Genomic DNA, 22,072 nt, shown 5'->3' with positions numbered 1-22,072 from the left:
GAGTTGTTATACAACCATGTATGACTCACAAGTACAACCATGCGCTACACTTTTTCGAAACCCCCGCCGCTTCCGGCCCTCCCCCTGAGAGAGTTTTCCCATGAACACAACACGACCTGCCGTCACCGTGGTCGGCAGCATCAACCTGGACCTGATCGCCACCGCCGAACGGCTTCCCACCGCGGGCGAGACCATCGGCGGCGCCGTGCTCTCCGAGCAGCCCGGCGGCAAGGGCGCCAACCAGGCCGCGGCAGCGGCGCGGCTGGGCGGCAGCGCGCGCATGGTCGGCGCCGTGGGCGGCGACGCCCAGGGGCAGCGGATGCTGGACGCCCTGGCGGGTGCCGGCGTCGACACCGCGGACGTGTCGGTCCTGCCGGAGCCGACCGGGACGGCGCTGATTGTGGTGGACCGCGAGGGTGAGAACCAGATCGTGGTGTGCCCGGGCGCCAACTCGCACCTGTCGCTGGACGGGGTGGAGTTCGGCCCGGAGGAGACGGTGCTGTGCCAGCTGGAGGTGGGCCTGCCCGTGGCGCTGGAGGCCGCGCGGAAGACTCCCGGGTATTTCGTGCTGAACGCCGCTCCGGCCATGGACCTGCCGGCGGAACTGCTGGAGCGCTGCGACCTGGTAATCGTCAACGAGAGCGAATACACCCTGATCCCCGCCCTCGCCTCGGCCAAACTGGTGGCCGTGACCTACGGCGGGGACGGCTCGGCGATGTTCCAGCACGGCCGGAAGGTGGCCGAGGCTCCTTCCGTTGCGGTCACAGTGGCGAACACCGTGGGTGCCGGCGATGCGTTCTGCGCCGCCCTGGTCCTGGCGCTGCGCCAGGGGCTGGACCATGCGCGGGCGCTGGCCGTGGCGAACGCGGTGGGCGGGGATGCCGTGGGCGATCCTTCATCGCAGCCGGATTTGGCACGGCTGGGCCACTACGTGGAGCGGACTGCCGCAACCGGCGGCGCGCGGTGAGCGTCGCACTCCGGCGGGCGGCGCCGTCGGACTTCCCGGAGGTCCGGCGCATTACGCGCGACGCCTACCTCCGGGCCGGGCATTTCGCCGCGGACCACCCCTACATGGGTGTGCTGGAGGATGTGGAGCACCGCGCTCAGCATGCGCAGGTTTGGGTGGCGGAGGCTGCCGGCCGGGTGGTGGCGGCGGTGACGCTGACGTTCGCCGGCCAGCCGTACAGCGAGATCGCCGCCGACGGGGAGCTGGAGTTCCGGATGCTGGCGGTGGACCCGGCGCACCAGGGCGGCGGCGTGGGCCGCTCCGTGGTCCGCGGGATCGTGGAGCACGCCCGGCAGCTGCCCGGCATCGGGGCGATCAGCATCACGAGCGCCACGTTTATGGAACGCGCGCACGCTCTCTACGAGTCGCTGGGCTTCCGGCGGGCGCCCGAGCGCGACTGGTACGTGCCGGGCGAGGACGTGCTGCTGTGGGTGTTCACGCTGGAGCTCGTGGAGGCAACGGTCCCCCTTCGGGAGATCCAGCACTCCCCCTAACTGCGGCCGGGCCCGCCGTGGGCAATGGTTCCTGAAACCCGTCGGGATTCACTTGCGCGCTTCGCGCATAAACAGTTGCGCTAAACGCGCATCTGACTCTATGATCCTTATCATGGTCGAAGCCGGGTGGCTCTCGATCCCCCTCTCCCCCGACAACAATGAGGTTGCAACATGCATGTCCCGATCAAGGCCACCATGGAAAAAGTTCCTGGCGGCATGATGCTGATCCCCCTTCTCATCGGCGCCGTCCTGGCCACCTTCGCGCCGGACTCCGCCAAGTTTTTCGGTTCGTTCACGGGGGCCCTCTTCACCGGCGGCACCACCATCCTGGCCGTGTTCTATGTCTGCATGGGTGCAAGCATCGACATCAAGGCCACCCCGTACATCCTGAAAAAGGGCGGTGTCCTTTTTGGCGCCAAGGTCCTGTTCGCGGTCATCATCGGCGTCATTGCCGGCAGGTTCATGAGCGAACTCCCCATTGAGGGCGGGCTGCTTGCAGGCTTGTCCGTCCTCGCCATCCTGGCAGCCCTCAATGACACCAACGGCGGCCTGTACATGGCGCTCATGGGCCAGTACGGCAAGCCGAAGGACGTTGCCGCCTACTCCGTCATGACGCTCGAATCCGGTCCCTTCCTGACCATGCTGACGCTGGGCGTCGCAGGCCTGTCCGCCTTCCCGTGGCAGGCCCTGGTGGGCGCCATCATCCCCCTGCTCCTTGGCGTCCTGCTGGGCACCCTTGACCCGGCCATGCGGAAGTTCCTGTCCTCCGCAGCCCCCGTTCTTATTCCGTTCTTCGCCCTGGCCCTTGGCTTCGGCCTGAACCTCGAAAAGGTACTCAGTGCCGGCCTGCTGGGCATCGCGCTTGGCTTGTTCGTGCTGATCGCCGGCGGCGCTGTGCTCTTCTTCGCCGACAAGCTGAGCGGAGGCACCGGCCTTGCCGGTCTCGCCGCTGCCACCACCGCAGGCAACGCCGCAACTGTCCCCATGCTGGTGGCTGCGGCCAACCCTGCCTACCTTCCCGCCGCCGGACCCGCCACCGTCCTGGTTGCCGCTTCCGTCGTCGTGACCGCCATCGGCTGCCCCATCATCGTTGCCTGGTACGCCAAGCGCCTTAAAGCCAAGGAAGCCGCAGCAGCACCTGAGGTTGCACACGCAGTATGAACACCACCACGCGCTGGGCAATCATCGCCGACGACCTGACGGGCGCGGCAGATGCTGCCGCGGCCTACGGTCCCACGCACACCAGCTCGGTAATGCTCGACGTCGGCAGCACCTGGCCGGAGGCGGAGATCCTTTCGATCAACACAGAGAGCCGCTACCTGGCGGCGGAGGAGGCGGCCGCGGCCGTCACCTCCGCCGTCGGGCGTGCCTTGGAGCAGGACCGGCGGGTCTTCAAGAAGATCGACTCGCTGCTTCGGGGCAATGTGGGCGCGGAGGTGGCGGCAGCACTGGCAACGGCCACCCAGGGCCGCGGCACGGGCCTCGCCATTGTGGCTCCCGCCTTCCCGGCCACGGGCAGGACAACGCTGCGCGGCATTGTCCACGTGGGTGGCAGGCAGAACATCGAAGGCCGCTTCGGCGGCGTCGTCGGCGGCGCACTTGCCGCGGGCGGCCTCACCGTCGAAGTGCTGGCCGGGGAAGCCGGACGCACGCCGGAGGACCTGGCGGCGCACCTGCGCGGCGTGCAGGAACGCGGGATTGACGCCGTCGTACTGGACGCCTCCTCGGACCGGGACCTGCAAGCCATCGCGGCCGCCGCGGACCTGCTGGACTTCCCCGCGCTCCTGGTGGGCTCCGGCGGGCTGGCCGCGCACATCGCTTCACGCGACGAAGGAACTGCGCGGAATGCGCAGCTGCGGCACGTCAGCAGGACCCTGACGGTGATCGGCAGCTACTCCAGCCTTGCCCGGCAGCAAACCGAGGCACTGGTGGCCACCGGCGCCGAGCACATCACGCTGGACCACACCGCCCTGGAGGGGCCAGCGGTTGCACGGCTCGTCGCAGAGGCAATGACCCGGAACGACGTGGTGCTGACGCCGGACCCGATGGGGACGGTGGACAAGGCGCAGGCGCTTGTGGTGGCGGAGGCCCTGGCCCGCGCCACGGCAGGGGGCATCGGGCACTGCGACGCCCTCGTCATGACGGGCGGCGAAACGGCCACGGCGGTTCTGAAGGCCCTCGGCGCGGGAAGCTTCACCGTCCTCGGGGAGATCGAGCCCGGCGTCGTGATGAGCCTGCTGCCCGAGCCTCTCCCCCTGCTGGTCACCAAGGCCGGCGCGTTCGGAGACGCCGGTACGCTGGCCCGAACCATCCAATTTCTCACCGGCACTACAACTGAAATGAGTATCAAATAATGGGACGCCCGATTGTCGCCATCACCATGGGCGATGCGGCCGGCATTGGCCCGGAAATCATCGTCAAGGCCCTGGCCGACGCGGAACTCCGGTCAAAGGCCCGCATGCTGGTCATCGGCGACCTCCGCCGGCTGCAGCTCGCCGCGGACATCGTCGCCAGCCCGCTGACACTGCGCAAGGTCTCCGAACCGTCGGAGGCGTTGTTCGCCGAAGGCACTATCGACGTGCTCGACATCGACTGCATTCCGGAGGACCTCGCATGGGGTGAGCTCTCCGCCGCAGCCGGCCACGGTTCGTTCCTCTTCATCGAAAAGGCCGTCGCCCTGGCCATGGACCGCCAGGTGGATGCCATCTGCACCGGGCCGCTGAACAAGGCAGCCCTCCACGCCGCCGGGCACAAGTACCCCGGCCACACCGAGCTCCTCGCCGAACTGACCGGCACCGAGGAAGTTTCCATGATGCTGACCGCCCCCAAGATGCGCGTCATCCACGTCACCACGCACATCGGCCTGATCGATGCCATTGCCAAGATCAATGGCGACCTGGTCTACCGGACCATCAAGCGCGGCTACGAACTGCTGCAGGCCTCCGGCATCGAAAACCCGCGGATCGCGGTGTGCGCCATCAACCCGCATGCCGGCGAGAACGGCCTGTTCGGCTACGGCGAAGAGGCGGACAAGATCCAGCCGGGCATCGAGAAGGCGCAGGCGGAAGGAATCGACGCCTTCGGCCCGCTCCCTGCCGACACCCTGTTCTTCCTGGCCGGCCGCGGCGACTTCGACCTGGTGGTGGCCCAGTACCACGACCAGGGCCACGGCCCGGTAAAGGTCCTTGGCCTGGAGAACGGCGTGAACATCACCGTGGGCCTGCCCGTGGTGCGCACGTCCGTTGACCACGGCACGGCCTTCGACATCGCCGGCAAGAACATCGCGGACCACGAGTCTCTGCTTGAAGCATTGCGGCAGGCAGTGGACCTTGCGCCGGCTCGCGAGGAAGCTCTCTAAGAACCCGCAAGAGACAAACGGCCGGTCAGCGTAGAATTGCTGACCGGCCGTTTCGGTGCTTGAGACAGCCAAACCCCTGGGCCCGTCCAATGGCTGGGACCGTTGAAACCACGGGCCGGAACTAGCATGGGTACCACTGCCACGGGAAGGAGACCGGGAATGCTGAGCGCAAACGCGCGGCGCGAGGAGATCTACCACCTTGCCGTGACCACCGGCCTGGCCTCCGTGGAGGAACTGTCCGCCCGGTTCGAGGTGACGGCCTCCACCATCCGCCGGGACCTGGCGCTGCTGAACGGGCAGGGCCGGCTGGCCCGCACCTATGGCGGAGCCATGGCCCTGGGCGCGCACCCCGAGGCGTCGCTGCGGCAGCGCACCGGCGAGGCGTTCGAGCAGAAGCACGCCATCGCCCGGTGGGCGGCGGCCGTGATCCGGCCCGGTGAGAACATCCTGCTCGACGCCGGCTCCACCGTGGGTGCCCTGGCCCACGAGCTGCGCGGGTTCGAGAAGCTGTCCGTGACCACTCCGGGCATCAACACCCTGCAGGAGCTGGCCGAGTCCGAGGGCATCGAGGTGGACTGCCTGGGCGGCCGGCTCCGCAGCGTTTCGCAAAGTTTTGTGGGGCCGCTGGCCGAGGCGGCGCTGGAACGGATGAGCTTTGACCGGGTGTTCCTGGGCGCCGACGCCGTCACCGCCGAGGACGGCATCTGCGAAGCCGACCACGCCCAGACCCGGCTCAAGGAGCTCATGGCCCGGCGCGGCCGGCAAGTCTACGTCCTGGCGGACTCTTCAAAGCTCGGGCTCCGGCCCTTCCATGCGTGGGCGCGGCTGGCTTTGCCCTGGACCCTGGTGACGGACGACGGCGCCGACCCCGGGCAGGTGCAGAAGTTCCGGGAGGCGGGGGTGCAGGTTGAGGTGGCTGAGGTCCGGGTCGACGGCCCAACTAAGTAGCGCTAAGTGTCGTTATCAGGGGTCATAACGACACTTAGCGCTACTTAGTTGGGTGGAACCGATTACTGCGGGGCGGCCTGGCTGCTGTCATACCCCAGCGCACGGCTGGCTTCCATTCCCGCCCGGGCAACCACCGGCCCCAGCCGCTCGACGTCGGCAGGCCCGATCCGCTGGGTCGGGAATCCCAGGCCGATGGCGCAGGCGAGCCGCCCGGCGTGGTCGAAGACGGGCGCGCTGATGGAACCCACGTCCTCGTTCCGTTCCCCGAACGCCGCATAGAACCCCTGCTCCTTCGCCACCGCCGCCTGCTGCCGCAGGAGCTCCAGGGAGGACGGCGTATCGGGGGTGAAGCGGTCCAGGCCGTGCTCGTCCAGGGCGCCCCAGGCTTCGCGGTCGAACGCCAGGAAAATCTTCCCCGGCGCTCCGGCATGCAGCGGCATCACCATGCCCACCATGAACGGGCGCATCACCACGTGCCGGGTTTCGGCCACGGCAATGATGGTCCGGAACGCGCCGTCCCGGACGTACAGGCACGCCGTTTCGCCGGTCTCATCGCGCAGCTGCTGGAGGATCGGCTTCACCAGGCGGACCACGTCCAGCCCGAACGTCCCGGGGGTAGCCCAGCGGACCAGCCCGATGCCGATCCGGTAACGGTCGCCGTCGCGGTCGAGGAAGCCCTCCCGCAGCATGTTCTGCACCAGGCGCTGGCAGGTGCTGGACGGCAATCCGGTCTTCCGGATGATTTGCTGCAGCGTGGGCTCCGGCTCCTGCACCGAAAAACAATCCAGGATCTCCGCCACCTTGTGCAGGACCAGCAGGGGTGAGGCCCCGGCACCCGCTTCCGTTGCCACTGTCTTCAAATTTCCCTTCAGTACTTTTCCTCGAACAGCCTCCAGCTTAGTGAGCAGGAAGCAGGACCTGGGATGTGACCCGTTTGACATTAGACGCGAGCAACCCACATCATGGGATCAGAACCCACTCTATGGGTTGCACGCAAAACCCCCATCACAACGACGTGGAGAAGCCATGAGCACCCCCGACATCACCTGCGAAACCGCTCCCGAGCCCAAGCGCCCCGGGACCAGCCGGGTGGGACTGATCGTCCCCAGCTCCAACACCACCATGGAGACCGAACTACCTGAACTGTTCCGGCGCCAGGCCGAAGCGACCGGCCACAAGTACACGTTCCACTCGGCGCGCGCCGGCATGAAGAAGGTCACCCGGGAAGAGCTGCTGGCCATGGTGGGCAAGGCAGCCGGCTGCGCCGAAGCAGTCTCCGACGCCGACGTGGACGTCATCGCCTACGCCTGCCTCGTTGCCGTCATGGCCCAGGGCCCCGAAGCCCACGAGGGCTCGGAGAAAGTCATCGCAGAAGCCGCCGCCGGCAACGGGCACCCAGCCCCGGTCACCAGCAGCGCCGGCGCACTGGTGCGCACCCTGCAGGAAATCGGTGCCTGCAAGGTGGCCATGATTACCCCCTACATGAAGCCGCTCACCAAGATGGTGGTGGACTACATCGAAGGCTCCGGCATCACGGTGCTGGACGCCATCAGCCTCGAGGTGGCGGACAACCTTGAGGTCGGCTGCCTTGACCCGCAGAACCTGCCCGCGCTTGCCCGCAGCCTGCAGCGCGAAGGCGCGGACGCCGTCGTGCTGTCCGCCTGTGTCCAGATGCCGTCGCTGGCTGCGGTCCAGGCCGTGGAGGACGAGCTCGGACTGCCGGTCATCACGGCGGCCACGGCCACCACGTACGAGATCCTCAAGGCTCTCGGCCACCGGCCCGCCATCACGGGAGCCGGCAGCCTGCTGTCCGGCGCCGGCGTCCTCACCCCGGCGAACTCCTAGGCGGCCGGCACCATGTCTCTTTCAATCATCGCGTTCCTTGTCCTGGTGGCGGCCTTCGCCATCGGTTCCTTCACCAAGATCAATGCCGGCCTGCTGGCCACCGTTGCCGCGTTCGGCGTCGGCACCCTCCTTGCAGGCATGTCCATCAAGGACGTCATCGGCCAGTTCCCCGCCGGGCTCTTCTTCATCCTGGTAGGCGCCACCCTGCTCTTCGCCATTGTTCGGATCAACGGCACCATCGACCTGCTGGCCTACTGGGCTGAACGGCTCGCCGGCGACCGGAAGATCCTGGTCCCCATCCTGATGTTCCTGCTGACGGCCGCCCTGGCTTCAGCCGGCGCGTTCACCCCTGCCGCCATCGCCATCGTGGCCCCGGTGGGCCTGGCGCTGGGCATGCGGTTCGGCATCAGCACCCTGGCCATGGGACTGGTCATTGTCCAGGGCGCCAATGCCGGCGCCTTCTCCCCGATCAACCCCTTCGGCGTGCTGGCCAACAAGATGCTGGACGGCGCCGGAGCCTCAGACGGTTCCTTCAAGCTCTACGCCTACTGCTTCGTCTTCAATGCCATCCTGGCCGCCATCGCCTACGTCCTGGTCCAGGCCATCATGAAGCGCCGCATGGCCAAGGCGGAGGCGCGCCTCCAGGCCGGTGAGACCGGCGGTGCAAAGCACGACGGCGGCGCTGCCGCTCCCGCTGTCAGCAGCGCTTCGGCTCCATCCGGGTCCGGGACGGCTGTGCTCACCGCCCCGGCGCGCACTTCTGTGGCTGCCGCAACCAAGACCCGCCCCGAGAAGGTGGCCGCAACCCCCATGCGCATCCTCACCTTGGTGGGCATCGCCTCGCTGCTGGTGCTCACCACTGTCCTGGGCATCGACGTCGGCGTCGCTTCGCTGGTCATAGCCGCAGTGCTGATCGTCCTGGACTCGAACGTGCAGAAGCCGGCAGTGGAGAGCATGCCGTGGTCCGCGATCATCCTGGTGACCGGCATCGTCACCTACGTTGGCATGCTCGAAAAGATGGGGGCGCTGAAGGAACTGCAGGAAGGCATCGCCGGCCTGGGCAACAGCTCCCTTGCCGCCCTGATCACCAGCTATGTGGTGGCCATCGTCTCGGCCTTCGCCTCCACCACCGGCACCCTCGGCGTCATCAGCCCGGTGGTTGCACCCATCGCCATGGATCCGTTACTCACGCCCATCGGGGTAGTGACGGCCATCGCAATCAGCTCCTCGGTGGTCGACGTGAGCCCGATGTCCACCAGCGGCGTCCTGCTGATGGCGAGCGCGCAGCCCAAGGACGAGCGGATGTTCTTCCGGGCGCTGCTGCTCTGGGCCATCGCAATGATCGGCGTGGTGCCGCTCCTCGTGTGGTTCGTGTTCGTCCAGTTGGGCCTCGGCTGATCACCGTCCATCTGCAAGGGAAGGGATGTCCTGCGTGGCAGGGCATCCCTTCCCCTTGACGGGTCCATTTGGTTGCATGTTGCATGCAACAGCGGTAGCTTGTACCGATGCAGATCCTCACGAAGGCTGTTTCCAGGTCCCCGCCGCACTCTCCGGGCGAATTACGTCCAGTTGAGAAGCGAGTCGACATCCACCATGGAACTGCCCCGCTCGTGCGCTTCGCGCAGGACAAGCATCCGGGCCGTATTGATTATGTGGCGTCGCATGGCCTCCCCGGCTTTCTCGGCGTCTCCGTCCATGAACGCCTGGTAGATGTCCCTGTGGTCCTCAAAGGCTTCCATGGAGGAACGCGATCTGGGGACTGTTTCCACCCCGGTGAGCAGGACGACGTTGCGTAGGTCCTCCAGGATCTTCACCGCCCGGTGGTTGCCAGTGGTAGTCAGCAGCGCCAAGTGGAAGTCGCGGTCGGCCCGTAACGTAGCAGCAGGATCGCCGGTTTCGGCAATTTGCCCAAAGGCCTCGAACGCCTCCTTGACCCTTTGGACATCGGCGTCCGTGCGGACTGCGGCGGCTTGCCGGGCTACCGGCACCTCGAGCATGAGTCGGACCTGGAATCCGTCGATGAGGTCTTCCAAGGTTGTGGATCGAACCCGAATCCCTCGATTGCGTTCCACTGCAACAAGGCCCGTCTTCGCCAATTGCTGCACTGCCTCCCGGATCGGCGTTCTGGAAACACCCAGCCATTCGCCCAGTTGGGTCGCGGAGTAGAGCTCCCCCGGCTTCAATTCGCCGCCCAATATCGCAGTTCGGAGTCTTGTGATGGCCTGATCTGTCAGATTGTCTGCACGTTCAAGGTTGTCCACGAGCACATTCTCGCACGGACAACTTTCCACCCAGCGATAAGGATTTCCATGCCCGCGAACCCATTGCGCTGTGCCGTCGTCGGCGGTGGCATCATCGGTGTCGCCGTGGCCCGGGAGCTGATAAACCAGCTCGAAGGTGCGTCAGTTACCGTCTACGAGAAGGAGGAGAAACTCGCTTCCCACCAGACGGGCCACAACTCCGGAGTGGTGCACGCCGGCCTCTACTACGAGCCCGGCGGCTTGAAGGCCACGCTGTGTCGCCGGGGAGTCGAGCTGCTGAAGGAATACTGCGCCGCCAAGAAGCTCCCCTACGATCAGTGCGGAAAGCTGGTCATCGCCCAGACGGCCGAAGAACGCCGGCGGCTTGACGACGTTTTCGTCCGGGCACAAGCCAACGGTGTGCCCGGAGCCAGGATGCTGGGCGGTGACGAGATCAAGGAAGTGGAGCCGAATGCTGTCGGAGTGGCGGCACTGCACTCGCCTGAAACGGCCATCGTTGACTATGCCGCCGTCACCAACGCCCTTGCCGACGACGTCCGCCAGGCAGGCGGGCAGATCCGGCTGGGACAGGAAGTCAGCTCCCTGGAGCAGGAGGGGCAGGGCGTCGTGGTCCACACGAGGGACGGAGCTGAGCACTACGACCTTGCGGTGGCCTGCACCGGACTACAATCCGACCGGCTGGCCGCGTCCACCGGGGAACCCTCCACCCCGCGCATCGTGCCGTTCTTCGGTCAGTATTTTCTCCTCGGCCCGGAGGCACGCAACCAGGTCAAGGGACTGATCTATCCGGTTCCTGATGCCCGGCATCCTTTTCTCGGTGTGCACCTCACCAAGCGCATCGACGGCGAAATGATGCTGGGCCCCAACGCGTTCATCTCGTTCGGACGGGAATCGTACTCTTGGAAGGACGTCAATGTGCGTGACGTCCTGGATTACGCGCTGTTCCCCGGTTTTTGGAACTTCGCCCGCAAAAACCTGCCGTCGGCCGCGCGTGAGTTCCAGACGGTCATCAGCAAGCGCAAGTTCATCGCCGAGGCGACGCGTTTCGTCCCGTCGCTCGAGGGAGCATCCATTGTGCCCGGCACGCGGGGTGTCCGCGCCCAGGCAATGAACGCTGACGGGTCCCTCGTGGATGACTTCGTGATTGCCCGCCGCCAGGACCTGACCCTGGTACGCAACGCGCCCTCCCCCGGCGCCACCTCCTCGCTGGCCATCGCCGAATACATCGTCAACCAGGCCCTTGAAGGGCGGGACGGAGCCCACTAACCGGAAGCGTCTCCTCATCGGAAGGCCGAAATTCCCGTGATGTGGTTGCCCAGAATCAGCGTGTGCACCTCGTCCGTACCCTCGTAGGTGCGCACGCTCTCGAGGTTGTTGGCGTGGCGCAGCGGGGAATAGTCAAGGGTGATACCGTTCCCGCCAAGCATGGCCCGGGCATCGCGGCAGATCTTGATCGCCTCGCGGCAGTTGTTCAGCTTGCCCACGGAGATCTGATGCGGCTGGAGCACTCCGGCGTCCTTCAGCCGGCCCAACTGCAAGGCCAGGAGCGTGCCCTTGTTGATCTCCAGTGCCATGTTGACGAGTTTTTCCTGGGTCAGCTGGTAGCCAGCGAGTGGCTTGCCGAACTGCATGCGCTGCTGCGAGTAATCCCGGGCCGTCAGGTAGCTGTCACGCGCCGCCCCCATGGCGCCCCAGATGATGCCATAGCGGGCCTCGTTGAGGCACTCGAACGGGCCGCGGAGGCCCTTGGCGTTGGGCAGCATAGCGCTGGCTGGCAGCCGAATATCTGTCAGTTCGATGTCGCACTGGATAGACGCGCGCATGGAGAGCTTCTGCTGGATGGGGGTGGCCTTGAAGCCGTGGGTGTCGGTCGGGACGACGAAACCACGGACGCCGTCGTCGGTCATGGCCCAGATGATGGCCACCTGCGCCACCGAGGCGAGCCCGATCCAGCGCTTGGAGCCGTTGAGGATCCAGTCGTCGCCGTCGCGCTTGGCGAAAGTCAGCATGTTTCCGGGGTCGGACCCGGCGGAAGGCTCGGTGAGTCCGAAGCAGCCGATAGCGGTTCCGGCGGCCATCCGCGGAAGCCACTCCTGCTTCTGCTCTTCCGATCCGTGCTTGGCAATGGCGCTCATGGCCAGCGAACCCTGGACGCTGACAAACGTCCGCAGACCCGAGTCGCCGGCCTCCAGTTCCATGGCGGCCAGGCCGTACTCCACCGAGGTCCGGCCCGGGCACCCGTAGCCCTTGATGTGCATGCCGAGCAGGCCGAGTTCCGCCATCTGCGGGACTATGTCCAGCGGAAACTCCGCGCGCTCGTACCAGTCGGCGATGTTTGGTTTGATGGCCGTGTCCACGAATCCGCGGACTTTCTCCCGCACGGCGACTTCCTCATCCGTGAGCAGTGTGTCAATGCCGATGAGGTCTGAAGTGTCAGTCATGGTTCTACTTTCCGGTGGGGTGGGTTTGGAGGGCTGCCCGGCGGTTCCGCTCCGGGAAGCTCGCACCGCTGTGTTCGCCGAGCAGCGGCGGCAGCCGCCGGTAGGTGGCAGGTGTTTCCGAAAGCTGGATCGGGTTGGCCACCTGGCGGGAGGTGCGGCGGCTGGACCCGTCCGCAATTTCCACCACGGGTTCCAGCCCCAGGTCGGCGGCCAACTGGATCGCTTCCACGATAGAGTTGACCTTGCCGGCGGGTACGCCCGCTTCGCTGAGCCGGCCTGACCATTCAACCGCTGGCTTTTTCCGGAGCTGCTCCTCAAGCAGCGCCTTCAGCGCGACCCGGTGGGCCACCCTGTTCGAGTTCCCACGGAATCTGCTGTCGTCGGCCAACTCGGGAACGCCGAGCACCCGCGCCAGGGCGGCAAACTGCTTGTCCGTTCCGACCGCCAGGGCGAGCGGCCCGTCCGCGGTCTGCAGCGTCTCGTACGGCGCAATGCTGGGGTGGGCGTTGCCCATTCGTTGCGGGGATTCGCCGGTGGCCAGGGTGCTGGAGGCCTGGTTGACGAGGCCCGCAAGCAGCGAGGACAGAAGGTTGACGTCCACCCGCTGTCCCCTGCCGGTCTGGTCCCGGCTCCGCAGCGCAGCCAGGATGCCCACCACCGCGTTTTGGCCTGTCACCACATCCACCAGCGCCACCCCTACCTTGCTCGGTTCCGACTCCGGGGATCCGGTGACGCTCATCAGTCCCCCCACGGCTTGGACCAGGAGGTCGTATCCGGGCAGGTGCGCGCCGCCCTTGCTGCCGAATCCGGTGATGGAGCAGTAGACCAGGTCCGGGCGCACCGCCCGGAGGGTGTCATAGTCCAGGCCGAAGCGCTGCATGACGCCGGGTCGGAAGTTCTCAACAATGACGTCGGCGGCCAGCGCTATGTCCAGCGCTTGCGCGAGCCCTTCCTGGCTGCGCAGGTCGCACACCACCGAGCGTTTGTTCCGGTTGACGCTGGAGAAGTACGTGCCCGCGCCGTGTTCGTCCACGGGCGGCACCCAGGCCCGGGTGTCGTCACCGCCCGGGCTCTCCACCTTGATCACATCGGCGCCAAAGTCAGCGAGCATCATGGTGGCAAAGGGTCCGGCGAGGACTCGGGAGAAGTCCGCCACCTTGATCCCGTTCAGGGGTGCGGCGGCGGGAGGGGCTTGGGGGAAAGATTGGGTGCTGCTCAACGAGCGTCAGCCTCCTTATGTTGTGGTTCTGCAGGCTCAGTTGGAGGCTGTCACGGGATTGCTGAGGGTTCCGAGCCCCGTCACGCGGCATTCGGCGACGTCCCCGGGTTCGATATGCACGGCTCCGGGGGTTCCGGTGGAGATGATGTCTCCGGGGAAGAGTGGCATGACCTTGCTGTGGAAACTGATCAGGTAGGCCGGGTCGTAGCGCATGTGCGACACCGTGTTGCTGCGGCGCACCTCCCCATTCACCACGGTGGATACCGTGACCTCGGCCAGGGAACCGGCGGTCCCTTCCACCTCGGCGAGGGGCACGATCCGGGGGCCGAAGGAGAAGAACCCCGGAAAGTTCTTGGAGCGCGTGAGGAACCGCGGATTGCGCTGAAGGATGTCTTCCGCGGTCTGGTCCAGGACCGGTACGACGCCGGCGAGATAGGACAGTGCATCCTCCGGTTCGACATTGCGGCAGTACCGGCCGATCACGACGGCGATCTCCGCTTCGGTGGTGGTGCGCTGGCTCTGCTCCGGGATCGGAATGTTCTCGTCCGGGCCGATGACCGTATGGTCCCCCTTGATGAACGACGCAGGCTCGTCGGGCACGGCTTCGGTCAGGTCGGAGGCGTGCTCCACGTAGTTCAGCCCGATCCCCCACAGCATGCGGGGGTGACGGTACGGCGCGCCAAAGGTGACGTGCTCCGGGTCGCGGAAGACGGCGTCGTCCGCGTGGGCCGCGGCCGTTTCCAGCTCACCGAGCAGGTCTCCGGTAAGGACGTCGAGGATGTCGCCGGTAAAGCCCGGGAGCAGGTCGCGGACCAGGGCGGCTCCGCGCTGCGGGTGGACTACGGCCGCCTCTTCGCGGGCCTGCCGGGGGTTGGCCCCGTCGGGGGTGGATCCGTCGCGGATGGCGCACAGATGAAGGACGCGGGAAGTCATGGAATTGTTCTTTCGGTTAGTAGGAACGGACAAGTCCGCCGTCGCAGCGGATCTGTTCCCCGGTCACGTAGGATGCCGGTCCGCTCGCGAGGAAGGTCACCACTGCGGCAAACTCGTCGGGCGTGCCGTACCGGCCGGCGGGGATCGTTGCCTCCGAGACCGCCCTCGCTTCCTCCGGCGTGCGGCCGGTGCGTTTGGCAGCCGCTGCGTCCAGTGAGCCAACGCGGTCGGTATCGATGCGGCCGGGGAGCACCATGTTGACGGTCACGCCGTCCTTTGCCACCTCCGCCGCCAGGGTCTTCAGGTACCCGGCGAGCCCGGCCCGCCCGACGTTGGACAACGCCAGGTTGGGCAGCGGCTGCTGCACCCCGCTCGAACCCACTGCCACCACGCGCCCCCACCCGCGCTCCCGCATGCCCGGAAGCACCAGGTTGATGAGTCGAATGTGTTGCAGAAGCAACTGGTGCACAGCCTCAAGGGCCTGTTCAGCGGAGATGTCCGCAGCACCGCCGGGGAGCGGTCCGCCGCTGTTGAGGATGAGCACATCGATGGGGCCAAAGGCCTCCACCGCGGCCTCCACCAGGGCTGACGGGGCGCCGTCGTCCGTAAGGTCAATGCCGATGCCGACGGCGGAATCCAGCCGGGCAGCTTCCGCCCGGACCAGGTCCCCGCGCCGCGCGGCCAACACAACGTTTGCCCCTTCCGCCGCCAACGCGCGGGCGACGGCGAGGCCGATGCCTGAGCTTGCGCCCGGAACCAGGACGTTTTTTCCTTTCAAACCGGTCTCCATCAGGAAGTCACCACCCGGACGGCGTCGAGGTGGGCATCGATCAGATCAGCCAGTTCCTGCGGCAGCTTCGGCGCGGGAGGCCTCACGATGGACTCGGCGATGATGCCGCGCCGGCGCAGCACTTCCTTGCGCAGGGCCAGCCCGACGCCGGGCTGGGCCTCGAAGTTCACCAGGGGAAGCCACGGGGCGAAGGCCTCGCGGGCGGCGCGGAAGCCGCCGCCGGCCCATGCGCTCAACGCGGCCTGGAGACCCTCGGGATGCGAGAATCCGGTCATGGCACCGGCAGCTCCGGCAGCCAGTTCATCCAGCAGTCCCACTCCCCCGAGTCCGCCGTACACGGGAACGGACGTGGCGCGCGTCAGCTTGGCAATGGCGGAGGCCGTAGGCGGCGCCTCCGACTTCACGGCCACGATGAACGGGCACTGCGCGAGGACCTCAAGGATCTGCGATGCGCTGATGTTCACGCCGGACGCCACGGGGTAGTCCTGCAGCACGATTCCCGCGCCCGTGGCGCGGTGCACGGCGGTCAGGTGGGCTGCCAGCACTTCCGGATCGGAGCTGTTGGCCTGCACCATAAGCGCCGCAAGGTTGCTGCCCGCCGCCTGAACCGCGGTTCGGGCTTGCTCCAGCGCGACGGCCGTTGACCGGGCTGAGAGGCCCACCACCAGGGGCGCCCCCTTGGCCTCCTCGGCGACGGTGCGCACAATCAGGGCCTGCTCCCCGGCATCGAGGGATGCCCCCTCGCCGAAGACGCCAAGCACCACCATTCCGGTTGCCGGTATCGCGGTGTAAAGCTGCACTTCGCGGCGCAGGGAGTGGGTGTCCACGGCGAAATTGGTTCCGCTGAACGGTGTGGCCAGAACGCCCCAGAGCCCGGGGGCGAGGTGCTGGATCGGTGTCGTCATAGTGGTGCCTTGTCCTTTCGGCCAGTGACCATGTCTGTGCGGTGTTTCCGAAGCCCGAGGATGTGTACCAGGACGCCCACGGCGATGATGGCTGCCCCGATGCCGATGTAGAGGGGCTCCATGACCAGCATTGGCAGTGACCCGGCGCCCAGCAGGACCCGTTCGGGCCAGCGGGCCGGTCCGATCAGCCAGGCCCCGGTTGCCACGGCGAGGGACGCCACAGCCAGGAGCGACACGGTGAACGCCAGTGCAATCGTCCCCGGACCGCCCTGCAGGAGCAGCCCGACGCCGTCGTCAGACAGCACAAAGATGAACGGAACCAGGAACGCCGACAGTGTGTACCGCCAGGTCAGCCACATCGTCTTGATGGGTTTGCCGCCGGTAATGGCCGACGCCGCGAAGGGCGAGAGTGCAGTGGGCGGGGACACTTCGCTAAGCACCGAGTAGTAGAAGATGAACATCGCGGCCGCGAAGGCTGGAACGCCGACATCCTGCAGGGCCGGTCCGATAATCACCCACGAGATGATGAAGCTTGCCGTCACCGGCACCGCAAGTCCCAGGAGGGTTACGGAGATTGCGGAGAAGATGGCGGTCAGGAGCAGACTGCCGCCGGCAAAGTCCACGATGATGTTCGCGAGCTTGAGGCCCAGGCCGGTGAGGGTCATGATTCCGACGATGAGGCCTGCGGCCGCCATCACCGGGATCACGGAGAGGGCGCCCATGGCACCGGTGGCGAGCGCGTCCCAGATGCGCTTGGGCGTCAGCCAGGACTGGCGGTCCAGGAAACTGAGCACGAATGCGAGACCGGTGGCGAACACCACAGCCCGGAAAGGTGTCATGCCCATGGCCATGAACACCACGATCGCAACAAGGGAACTGAAGTGGTATCCGAACCGCAGCAGCAGTTTGCCCACCCGCTTGACCTCCAAATCCACCGCCCGGGTCTTGAACCGCCGGGCGTCCATTTCGATGGCGAGGATGATGCCGAAGTAGTAGAGGACCGTGGGAATGGTGGCCCAGATGAGCACCTGGAGGTATGAGACTCCAAGCAGCGCGGCGATGATGAAGGCTGCGGCACCAAGCGTGGGCGGGGACATGATGGCGCCGATGCCGGCAGCGGCCAGGATGGCGCCGCCGTATTCCTTCGGGTAGCCGGCCTTGCGGAGCAGCGGCCAGGAGATGCCGCCCAGGGTCACGGTGGTGGCGACGCCGGAACCCGACACGGTGCCCAGCAGGAAGCCGGCAAGCGTCACGGTCCGGCCGGGGCCCGACTTCGACTGTCCGAAGGCGGAGAACGAGAGATCGATAAAGAATTTGGTGGCGCCCGAGGCGCCCAGAACGGCGCCGTAGATGGTGAAAAGAATGATGTATGACGCCGCGACGTCGGTGGGGACCCCGAATAGGCCTTGCGTCCCCATGACGTTGTGGCCAACAAGGCGGATCCAGTTGAAGGAGGCCGTGTTGAAAGGGGCAGGGATGAAGGACCCGAACGCCGCGTAGGCGAAGAAGGCCAGCACAACCAGCGGGACGAGAATGCCGACCGTCCTGCGGGATGCTTCCAAGGTGACCAGAATGGCGATGACGCCCATGATCAGGTCAAGGTAGGTGGGTGTGATTGCGCGGCGGAAAAAGCCGTCCCAGTCCGAGATGATGTAGGCGAACGGAACTACCGCGACTGCGGCGAGCAGCCAGTCGAGTATGTGGGGGTTGTCAGAACGTCCGGACGCCTTGGCCGCAGGGGAACGGCCCCACCCGCGGTAGACCAGGAACGTCAGGGGCAGCCCGATCATCAGGAACGCGGGCAGGTAGAACTGGGTGGGCATGGGGTTGAAGACCCAGTACAGGCTGAACAGGGACAGTGCCGCACCGATGGCGTGTATCACAGTGCCGGGTATCCCGTTCAGATGGCGGGCAGGCTTCTCCGCCTCGTACTCCGCGATCAGCGCCTCTTCATCAATCACCCCTTCCTTGTCCTGAGGGCCGGCTTCCTTGTCCCGGGGGCCGGCGACATCCTCCTCCGCATCCCTTCGCACGGAGTGCCGCGGGGGCTCGGGCGCCTTGCGTGCCTCAACGGCGCCGTTGCCGTAAGGATTGTCGGTCATGGGGTCTCCTTGAGGGATAGCACAACGAACGGGTCGCTGTCTTCGACTAACTTCCATAGTTCAAGCGGCGGGGCGCCCGGGACGTACACCGTGCGGTGGCCCAGATCCGTTGCTGCGAGTGACAGCCGGCTAAACTCCGCCGGGTGCGCCGGATCAGGGTCGGCCACCCATTCCCGGCGGTCGCCGCCCCCGGCCGCCGACGGCGGTCCGGGAACGGCGTAATACTCTTCAAGCACCGCCAGCTGGTCGGCGGCCAGCTGCGTCAGGCGGTAGCTTCCGCCGTCGTGGACGGTGTACCGCTCTTCAGCGGCGGTGCCGTAGAGGGAGTTGCGGTAGCTCACCGCGAACGTGTCCCCGGCAAGGGGAATGCTGGCCAGCACGCCGCCGTCCTTGCTGATCACGATGGCACGGGCACGGTGGGGTTCCACCGGCCCGCCGGCCACGGCTATTCCGCCTGCGCCCAGCATGCCGAGGCAGACGAGTCCGACGACGGCGGCGGCTGGCTTAGGCACGGGGTGCTAGCTTCCGGCCTTGTCGAAGTAGGCCTTCGCACCTGGGCAGGTCTCCACGAAGGGAACTTTCCCTGCTGTGGCCTTATCCATTTCGCCGGCTGCGGGATGGACCTTGACCAGCGCCTCTTTGTTGTCAAAGAGGGCGGTGGTGATGTCCTGCTGCAACTTCTGATCCATCTTCTTGCTCGCCACCAGGATGTTCGGCGAGGCGATCGCCGGGACGGCCTCGGTCTGGCCTTCATAGGTGTTGGCAGGGATGTCCTTCTTCACGTAGTAGGCCCCGTATTTCTGCGCGAGCGGGTCCGCGTACTCACCGATCGGAAGCAGCTTCATGTCGCCGTCGCCGGCCAGGTCAATCAGCGCGCCGGTGGGCAGCCCTCCGGACCAGAATCCGGCGTCGATCGTTCCGTCGCGCAGGGCGGCGACGGTCTCCGCCGCTCCGAGCTGGCGGCGCTGGATGCCGGAGGTCGGATCAATTCCGGCGGCCTCGAGGACGCGCAGCGCCCCAACCTCGGTGGCGGAGCTTGGTGCACCGACCGAGATGACCTTGCCAGCCATGTCCTTGACGTTCTTGATCCCCTTGTCGTTAACGGTGACGGCCTGCATGAAGTTGTTGTAGATGTTGCCCAGAGAGCAAAGCTCCAGGGGTTTTCCCTTGAATTCACCCTCGCCCTTGACGGCATCGGACACCACATCACCCACGGAGAAGGCGAGCTGGGCGGAGCCGTTATCGAGCAGCAGCATGTTGTCCACGGAAGCGTTCGTTTCCTGCACAGTGGCGTCATAGCCCTTGACGTTGTCCCGGATCACGGTGGCGAAGCCGCCGCCCAGCGGATAGTAGACCCCGCCGGTGCCGCCCGTGGCGATGGACAACGTGCCGCCCTCGCCGGCCGCACCACCGCCTCCACCCCCGCCGCCGCTGGGAGCGGGGCTGCCGCAGGCGGTCAGGAAAATTGCCGGTACAAGCGCTGCTGCCGCCCACAGGCGGTGCACGCGTCTCCGGGCCGGGGTTGTCATTGCGGTCATGGTTGTTCTCCCTGGGTAGTGATGATGGTGTTGGTTGAATGAAGGTGGGCCGGTCTTGTGCGCGGTTCTCCGGTGGCCGCTGGCGGAACGGGAACATCGCCGGCGGCGAGGATGCCTGCCAGCAGTCGGTAGTAGCCCACCAGCACCGAAAGCTCCGTGATGCCGCTGTGTCCGAAGTGTTCGAGGGCCGCCGCATGGACGTCCTCGCCGACGGCGGTGCCCCGCAGCAGGGCAAGCGCCAGGCCCAGCGCCGCGCCTTCGTCCGCCGACAGCGTGTCCGGGGATTCGCCGTCGTGCAGCTTTTGCAGTTCGGTGGCGTTGACGCCCACGGTCGTGGCGACCCGGCTGTGCGCGTACCATTCGTAGGCGGACTCCAGTTCCGCGGCGACGGCGCAGATGACCAGCTCCCGTGTGCGGTCCGGCAGGGATCCGCCGAAGCGCAGGACGGCACCCAAGGCCTGCACCGCGCTTCCGATGGCGGGCGAGTACAACAGCGCGTTGAAGGGGCCGGTAAGGCAGCCGCCTTCGTCGACGATGGAAAATGGCCCATTTCCCCTCGGCGGGCCTGCGATGGCGACGTACAAGTCGCGCTGCTGGTCCGAGAGTTCAGGCGGGGCGAGGAGGGGAAAGCGGCCGCCCCGGGGTGCGGCGGGGCTGACTTCCTCGTGGACCGATTTAGACAAGGGTCCTTCCCCCGTCCACGTACAGGACGTGACCGGTGACGAACGCCGCCTGGCGGGACGCCAAATAGACAACAGGACCGGTAAGGTCGTGGACCGTTCCGAGCCGTCTGGCAGGGACCATCGAGGTATAGTGGCGGCGCACTCCGGGTTGGTCCAGATGCGCCTTGGTAAGTTCCGTGTCCACGTAGCCTGGGGCGATGGCGTTTACCGTGACTCCGCTGGAGGCCCATTCGCGGGCCATGACCCGGACCAGCTGGTTGATGCCGCCCTTGCTGGCTGCGTAGGGACCGTGGTCGGGGTGCGCCAGGATACTTGAGACCGATGAGCAGTAGATCTGGCGCCCGAAGCCGGCCTGGACCATGACGCGGCCGGCTGCACGGCCCAGCTTGAAGGCGCTGGTGAGGTTGATCTCGAGGATGCGGCTCCAGTCCTCATCCTCAGTGTCGAGGATCGGGGTCCGATGGTTGATGCCGACGGAGTGCACCAGAACGTCCAGTCCGCCGAGCCGTTCCCGGGCCGCGGCGACGGCGTCCTCGCAGCCGGCCGTGGAAGTGAGGTCAACCTGTTCGGTTACGACGCCCTCACCAAGCGCAGCCAGCCGGGCCTGGTCACGGTCAACCGCGAGCACGTTCGCCCCGGCTGCCATGAATTCCTCGATGCAGGCGCTCCCGATTCCGCCGGCGCCTGCCACCAGAACGCGGGCACCGTTCAATCCGAGCCAGTCATTCACGGACGCCACGATGTTTCGCTGGCCGGTTGTGCCACGGCTGCGTTGAAGTCCGCATCATTGCGGAGGGTTCGGGAGACCATTCGTATATTGTATCCAATATCCCGACCTGGTGTAACCCGCGTCACACAACCGTTATGTTATCGGCGGCCGGGGGCGTCCAGGAACGTCCGGAGGGCATCCACTGCGTGCTCACGGTGCTCGTCCAGCAGCCCGATAAGCAGCTCCGCGTCCGAGTCCGCATAAGCCTCGATGATGCGGGCGTGTTCGCGCTCCACTGTGGCCCGGTTATGTTCAGACCCGTAGTAGACGAACCGGTAAGCCTCGGTCGCGTCCCACAGGACCTGGACGATCCGTTCCAGGCGGGGCATGCGCGCCGCTGCCAACAGTTCGAAGTGGAACCGGCGGTTCGCCTCTGTCATCTTGAGCAGATCGCCGGCCGCGCTGGCCGTTTCAACGTCAGTGGCGGCCACCCTCATCGCCGCAAGTACGCCGTCGCTCCGGTTTTTGACGGCAACCCGTGCAGCCTCTGATTCGAGCAGCTGCCTGAGCCTGTAGACCTCCAAAAGGTCCGCGAGCGACAGGCTGGCCACTTTGTGGCCGCGGTGGGGCTCGTAGACCACCTGGCCCTCACTTTCAAGGACCTTGAATGCCTCGCGGACGGGAACCCTGCTGACGCCGAACCGCTCGGCGAGCGTGTTTTGGCGGAGCGGCTGTCCGGGAAGGAAATCCCCAGCGATGATTGCCCGCCGCAGCTCGGTAAGGACGAAAGCCTGCGCAGTGGGAGGGCGCCTAAACTCTTTCGCGGCGTCCTCGCTCATC

22 protein-coding genes are annotated in these 22,072 nt (G+C 66.4%); 9 read left to right on the top strand and 13 right to left on the bottom strand.

Going from position 1 to position 22,072, the window contains the following annotated elements:
* Positions 1-100: 100 nt before the first annotated feature.
* From ACQ3DC_RS06780 to ACQ3DC_RS06755, 6 genes are all read left to right on the top strand, one after another.
* A complete protein-coding gene (locus ACQ3DC_RS06780) occupies positions 101-967 on the top strand; it encodes a ribokinase (protein WP_430751877.1) in 867 nt (288 codons plus the stop codon).
* Positions 964-1,500 carry a GNAT family N-acetyltransferase gene (locus ACQ3DC_RS06775; protein ID WP_430751876.1) on the top strand — a complete coding sequence of 179 codons (537 nt, stop codon included), beginning with the start codon at positions 964-966 and terminating at the stop codon, positions 1,498-1,500. The genes ACQ3DC_RS06780 and ACQ3DC_RS06775 overlap by 4 nt, the downstream gene beginning before the upstream one ends.
* Before the next feature lie 171 nt (positions 1,501-1,671).
* A complete protein-coding gene (locus ACQ3DC_RS06770; RefSeq protein ID WP_323056307.1) occupies positions 1,672-2,661 on the top strand; it encodes a 2-keto-3-deoxygluconate permease in 990 nt (329 codons plus the stop codon).
* On the top strand, positions 2,658-3,854 hold the full coding sequence (locus ACQ3DC_RS06765; protein ID WP_430751875.1) for a four-carbon acid sugar kinase family protein: 1,197 nt from the start codon (positions 2,658-2,660) through the stop codon (positions 3,852-3,854). Before ACQ3DC_RS06770 ends, ACQ3DC_RS06765 begins: the two co-directional genes overlap by 4 nt.
* Positions 3,854-4,858: a 4-hydroxythreonine-4-phosphate dehydrogenase PdxA gene (gene pdxA, locus ACQ3DC_RS06760; RefSeq protein WP_430751874.1), complete on the top strand. Its 1,005-nt coding sequence runs from the start codon at positions 3,854-3,856 to the stop codon at positions 4,856-4,858. The genes ACQ3DC_RS06765 and pdxA overlap by 1 nt, the downstream gene beginning before the upstream one ends.
* Positions 4,859-5,017: 159 nt before the next feature.
* Positions 5,018-5,806, top strand: a complete 789-nt coding sequence (locus ACQ3DC_RS06755) for a DeoR/GlpR family DNA-binding transcription regulator (protein ID WP_430751873.1) — start codon at positions 5,018-5,020, stop codon at positions 5,804-5,806.
* 62 nt (positions 5,807-5,868) lie between these two features.
* Here the strand turns inward: ACQ3DC_RS06755 and ACQ3DC_RS06750 are convergent, their stop codons facing one another.
* Positions 5,869-6,657, bottom strand: coding sequence for an IclR family transcriptional regulator (locus ACQ3DC_RS06750; protein ID WP_430751872.1), 789 nt, complete (start codon positions 6,655-6,657; stop codon positions 5,869-5,871).
* Positions 6,658-6,832: 175 nt separating this feature from the next.
* Between ACQ3DC_RS06750 and ACQ3DC_RS06745 the strand changes: the two genes are divergently transcribed.
* Both ACQ3DC_RS06745 and ACQ3DC_RS06740 read left to right on the top strand, forming a co-directional pair.
* Positions 6,833-7,651, top strand: a complete 819-nt coding sequence (locus tag ACQ3DC_RS06745; protein WP_430751871.1) for a maleate cis-trans isomerase family protein — start codon at positions 6,833-6,835, stop codon at positions 7,649-7,651.
* A gap of 12 nt (positions 7,652-7,663) precedes the next feature.
* Positions 7,664-9,049 (top strand): SLC13 family permease, encoded by a 1,386-nt coding sequence (locus ACQ3DC_RS06740; RefSeq protein WP_430751870.1) that lies wholly within the window; start codon positions 7,664-7,666, stop codon positions 9,047-9,049.
* 161 nt (positions 9,050-9,210) lie between these two features.
* Here ACQ3DC_RS06740 and ACQ3DC_RS06735 read toward each other — a convergent pair whose 3' ends face one another.
* Positions 9,211-9,912 (bottom strand): GntR family transcriptional regulator, encoded by a 702-nt coding sequence (locus ACQ3DC_RS06735; RefSeq protein WP_430751869.1) that lies wholly within the window; start codon positions 9,910-9,912, stop codon positions 9,211-9,213.
* A 48-nt stretch (positions 9,913-9,960) separates the two neighbouring features.
* Here ACQ3DC_RS06735 and lhgO point away from each other — a divergent pair, with 48 nt between their 5' ends.
* A complete protein-coding gene (gene lhgO / locus ACQ3DC_RS06730; RefSeq protein WP_430751868.1) occupies positions 9,961-11,178 on the top strand; it encodes an L-2-hydroxyglutarate oxidase in 1,218 nt (405 codons plus the stop codon).
* Between the two features lie 14 nt (positions 11,179-11,192).
* Here lhgO and ACQ3DC_RS06725 read toward each other — a convergent pair whose 3' ends face one another.
* The 11 genes from ACQ3DC_RS06725 to ACQ3DC_RS06675 all read right to left on the bottom strand — a co-directional run bounded on the left by ACQ3DC_RS06725 (position 11,193) and on the right by ACQ3DC_RS06675 (position 22,071).
* On the bottom strand, positions 11,193-12,353 hold the full coding sequence (locus tag ACQ3DC_RS06725) for an acyl-CoA dehydrogenase family protein (RefSeq protein ID WP_430751867.1): 1,161 nt from the start codon (positions 12,351-12,353) through the stop codon (positions 11,193-11,195).
* A gap of 4 nt (positions 12,354-12,357) precedes the next feature.
* The gene (locus ACQ3DC_RS06720) at positions 12,358-13,572 is read right to left on the bottom strand and encodes a CaiB/BaiF CoA transferase family protein (RefSeq protein ID WP_430751866.1); all 1,215 of its coding nucleotides are present in this window, start codon (positions 13,570-13,572) and stop codon (positions 12,358-12,360) included.
* Between the two features lie 36 nt (positions 13,573-13,608).
* Entirely contained in the window at positions 13,609-14,505 is an 897-nt protein-coding gene (locus ACQ3DC_RS06715; RefSeq protein WP_430751865.1) for a fumarylacetoacetate hydrolase family protein, read from the bottom strand.
* 16 nt (positions 14,506-14,521) lie between these two features.
* Entirely contained in the window at positions 14,522-15,283 is a 762-nt protein-coding gene (locus tag ACQ3DC_RS06710) for an SDR family oxidoreductase (protein ID WP_430751864.1), read from the bottom strand.
* Between the two features lie 11 nt (positions 15,284-15,294).
* The gene (locus ACQ3DC_RS06705; RefSeq protein WP_430751863.1) at positions 15,295-16,200 is read right to left on the bottom strand and encodes a dihydrodipicolinate synthase family protein; all 906 of its coding nucleotides are present in this window, start codon (positions 16,198-16,200) and stop codon (positions 15,295-15,297) included.
* Complete coding sequence (locus ACQ3DC_RS06700) at positions 16,197-18,302, bottom strand: TRAP transporter permease (protein ID WP_430751862.1); 2,106 nt, start codon at positions 18,300-18,302, stop codon at positions 16,197-16,199. Before ACQ3DC_RS06700 ends, ACQ3DC_RS06705 begins: the two co-directional genes overlap by 4 nt.
* Positions 18,299-18,814 (bottom strand): hypothetical protein, encoded by a 516-nt coding sequence (locus ACQ3DC_RS06695; protein ID WP_321215606.1) that lies wholly within the window; start codon positions 18,812-18,814, stop codon positions 18,299-18,301. Before ACQ3DC_RS06695 ends, ACQ3DC_RS06700 begins: the two co-directional genes overlap by 4 nt.
* Before the next feature lie 6 nt (positions 18,815-18,820).
* The gene (locus ACQ3DC_RS06690) at positions 18,821-19,840 is read right to left on the bottom strand and encodes a TAXI family TRAP transporter solute-binding subunit (protein ID WP_430751861.1); all 1,020 of its coding nucleotides are present in this window, start codon (positions 19,838-19,840) and stop codon (positions 18,821-18,823) included.
* The gene (locus tag ACQ3DC_RS06685; RefSeq protein ID WP_430751860.1) at positions 19,837-20,523 is read right to left on the bottom strand and encodes a carboxymuconolactone decarboxylase family protein; all 687 of its coding nucleotides are present in this window, start codon (positions 20,521-20,523) and stop codon (positions 19,837-19,839) included. Before ACQ3DC_RS06685 ends, ACQ3DC_RS06690 begins: the two co-directional genes overlap by 4 nt.
* Positions 20,516-21,262, bottom strand: coding sequence for an SDR family NAD(P)-dependent oxidoreductase (locus tag ACQ3DC_RS06680; protein ID WP_430751859.1), 747 nt, complete (start codon positions 21,260-21,262; stop codon positions 20,516-20,518). The genes ACQ3DC_RS06685 and ACQ3DC_RS06680 overlap by 8 nt, the downstream gene beginning before the upstream one ends.
* Positions 21,263-21,390: 128 nt before the next feature.
* The gene (locus ACQ3DC_RS06675; protein ID WP_321215602.1) at positions 21,391-22,071 is read right to left on the bottom strand and encodes a GntR family transcriptional regulator; all 681 of its coding nucleotides are present in this window, start codon (positions 22,069-22,071) and stop codon (positions 21,391-21,393) included.
* Position 22,072: the final 1 nt, after the last annotated feature.

The sequence above is a fragment of the Paenarthrobacter sp. NEAU-H11 genome (assembly GCF_050573415.1).
Classification (GTDB): domain Bacteria; phylum Actinomycetota; class Actinomycetes; order Actinomycetales; family Micrococcaceae; genus Arthrobacter.
The sequence above is the reverse complement of the archived record's forward strand: the minus strand, read 5'-3'. Positions and strand labels throughout refer to the sequence as shown.

Coding starts and splice junctions, on each gene's coding strand:
- pdxA (WP_430751874.1), top strand. CDS start 3,854: ATGGGACGCCCGATTGTCGCCATCACCATGGGCGATGCGGCCGGCATT.
- lhgO (WP_430751868.1), top strand. CDS start 9,961: ATGCCCGCGAACCCATTGCGCTGTGCCGTCGTCGGCGGTGGCATCATC.
- ACQ3DC_RS06740 (WP_430751870.1), top strand. CDS start 7,664: ATGTCTCTTTCAATCATCGCGTTCCTTGTCCTGGTGGCGGCCTTCGCC.
- ACQ3DC_RS06715 (WP_430751865.1), bottom strand. CDS start 14,505: ATGACTTCCCGCGTCCTTCATCTGTGCGCCATCCGCGACGGATCCACC.
- ACQ3DC_RS06765 (WP_430751875.1), top strand. CDS start 2,658: ATGAACACCACCACGCGCTGGGCAATCATCGCCGACGACCTGACGGGC.
- ACQ3DC_RS06755 (WP_430751873.1), top strand. CDS start 5,018: ATGCTGAGCGCAAACGCGCGGCGCGAGGAGATCTACCACCTTGCCGTG.
- ACQ3DC_RS06705 (WP_430751863.1), bottom strand. CDS start 16,200: ATGACGACACCGATCCAGCACCTCGCCCCCGGGCTCTGGGGCGTTCTG.
- ACQ3DC_RS06780 (WP_430751877.1), top strand. CDS start 101: ATGAACACAACACGACCTGCCGTCACCGTGGTCGGCAGCATCAACCTG.
- ACQ3DC_RS06745 (WP_430751871.1), top strand. CDS start 6,833: ATGAGCACCCCCGACATCACCTGCGAAACCGCTCCCGAGCCCAAGCGC.
- ACQ3DC_RS06770 (WP_323056307.1), top strand. CDS start 1,672: ATGCATGTCCCGATCAAGGCCACCATGGAAAAAGTTCCTGGCGGCATG.
- ACQ3DC_RS06675 (WP_321215602.1), bottom strand. CDS start 22,071: ATGAGCGAGGACGCCGCGAAAGAGTTTAGGCGCCCTCCCACTGCGCAG.
- ACQ3DC_RS06725 (WP_430751867.1), bottom strand. CDS start 12,353: ATGACTGACACTTCAGACCTCATCGGCATTGACACACTGCTCACGGAT.
- ACQ3DC_RS06690 (WP_430751861.1), bottom strand. CDS start 19,840: ATGACCGCAATGACAACCCCGGCCCGGAGACGCGTGCACCGCCTGTGG.
- ACQ3DC_RS06700 (WP_430751862.1), bottom strand. CDS start 18,302: ATGACCGACAATCCTTACGGCAACGGCGCCGTTGAGGCACGCAAGGCG.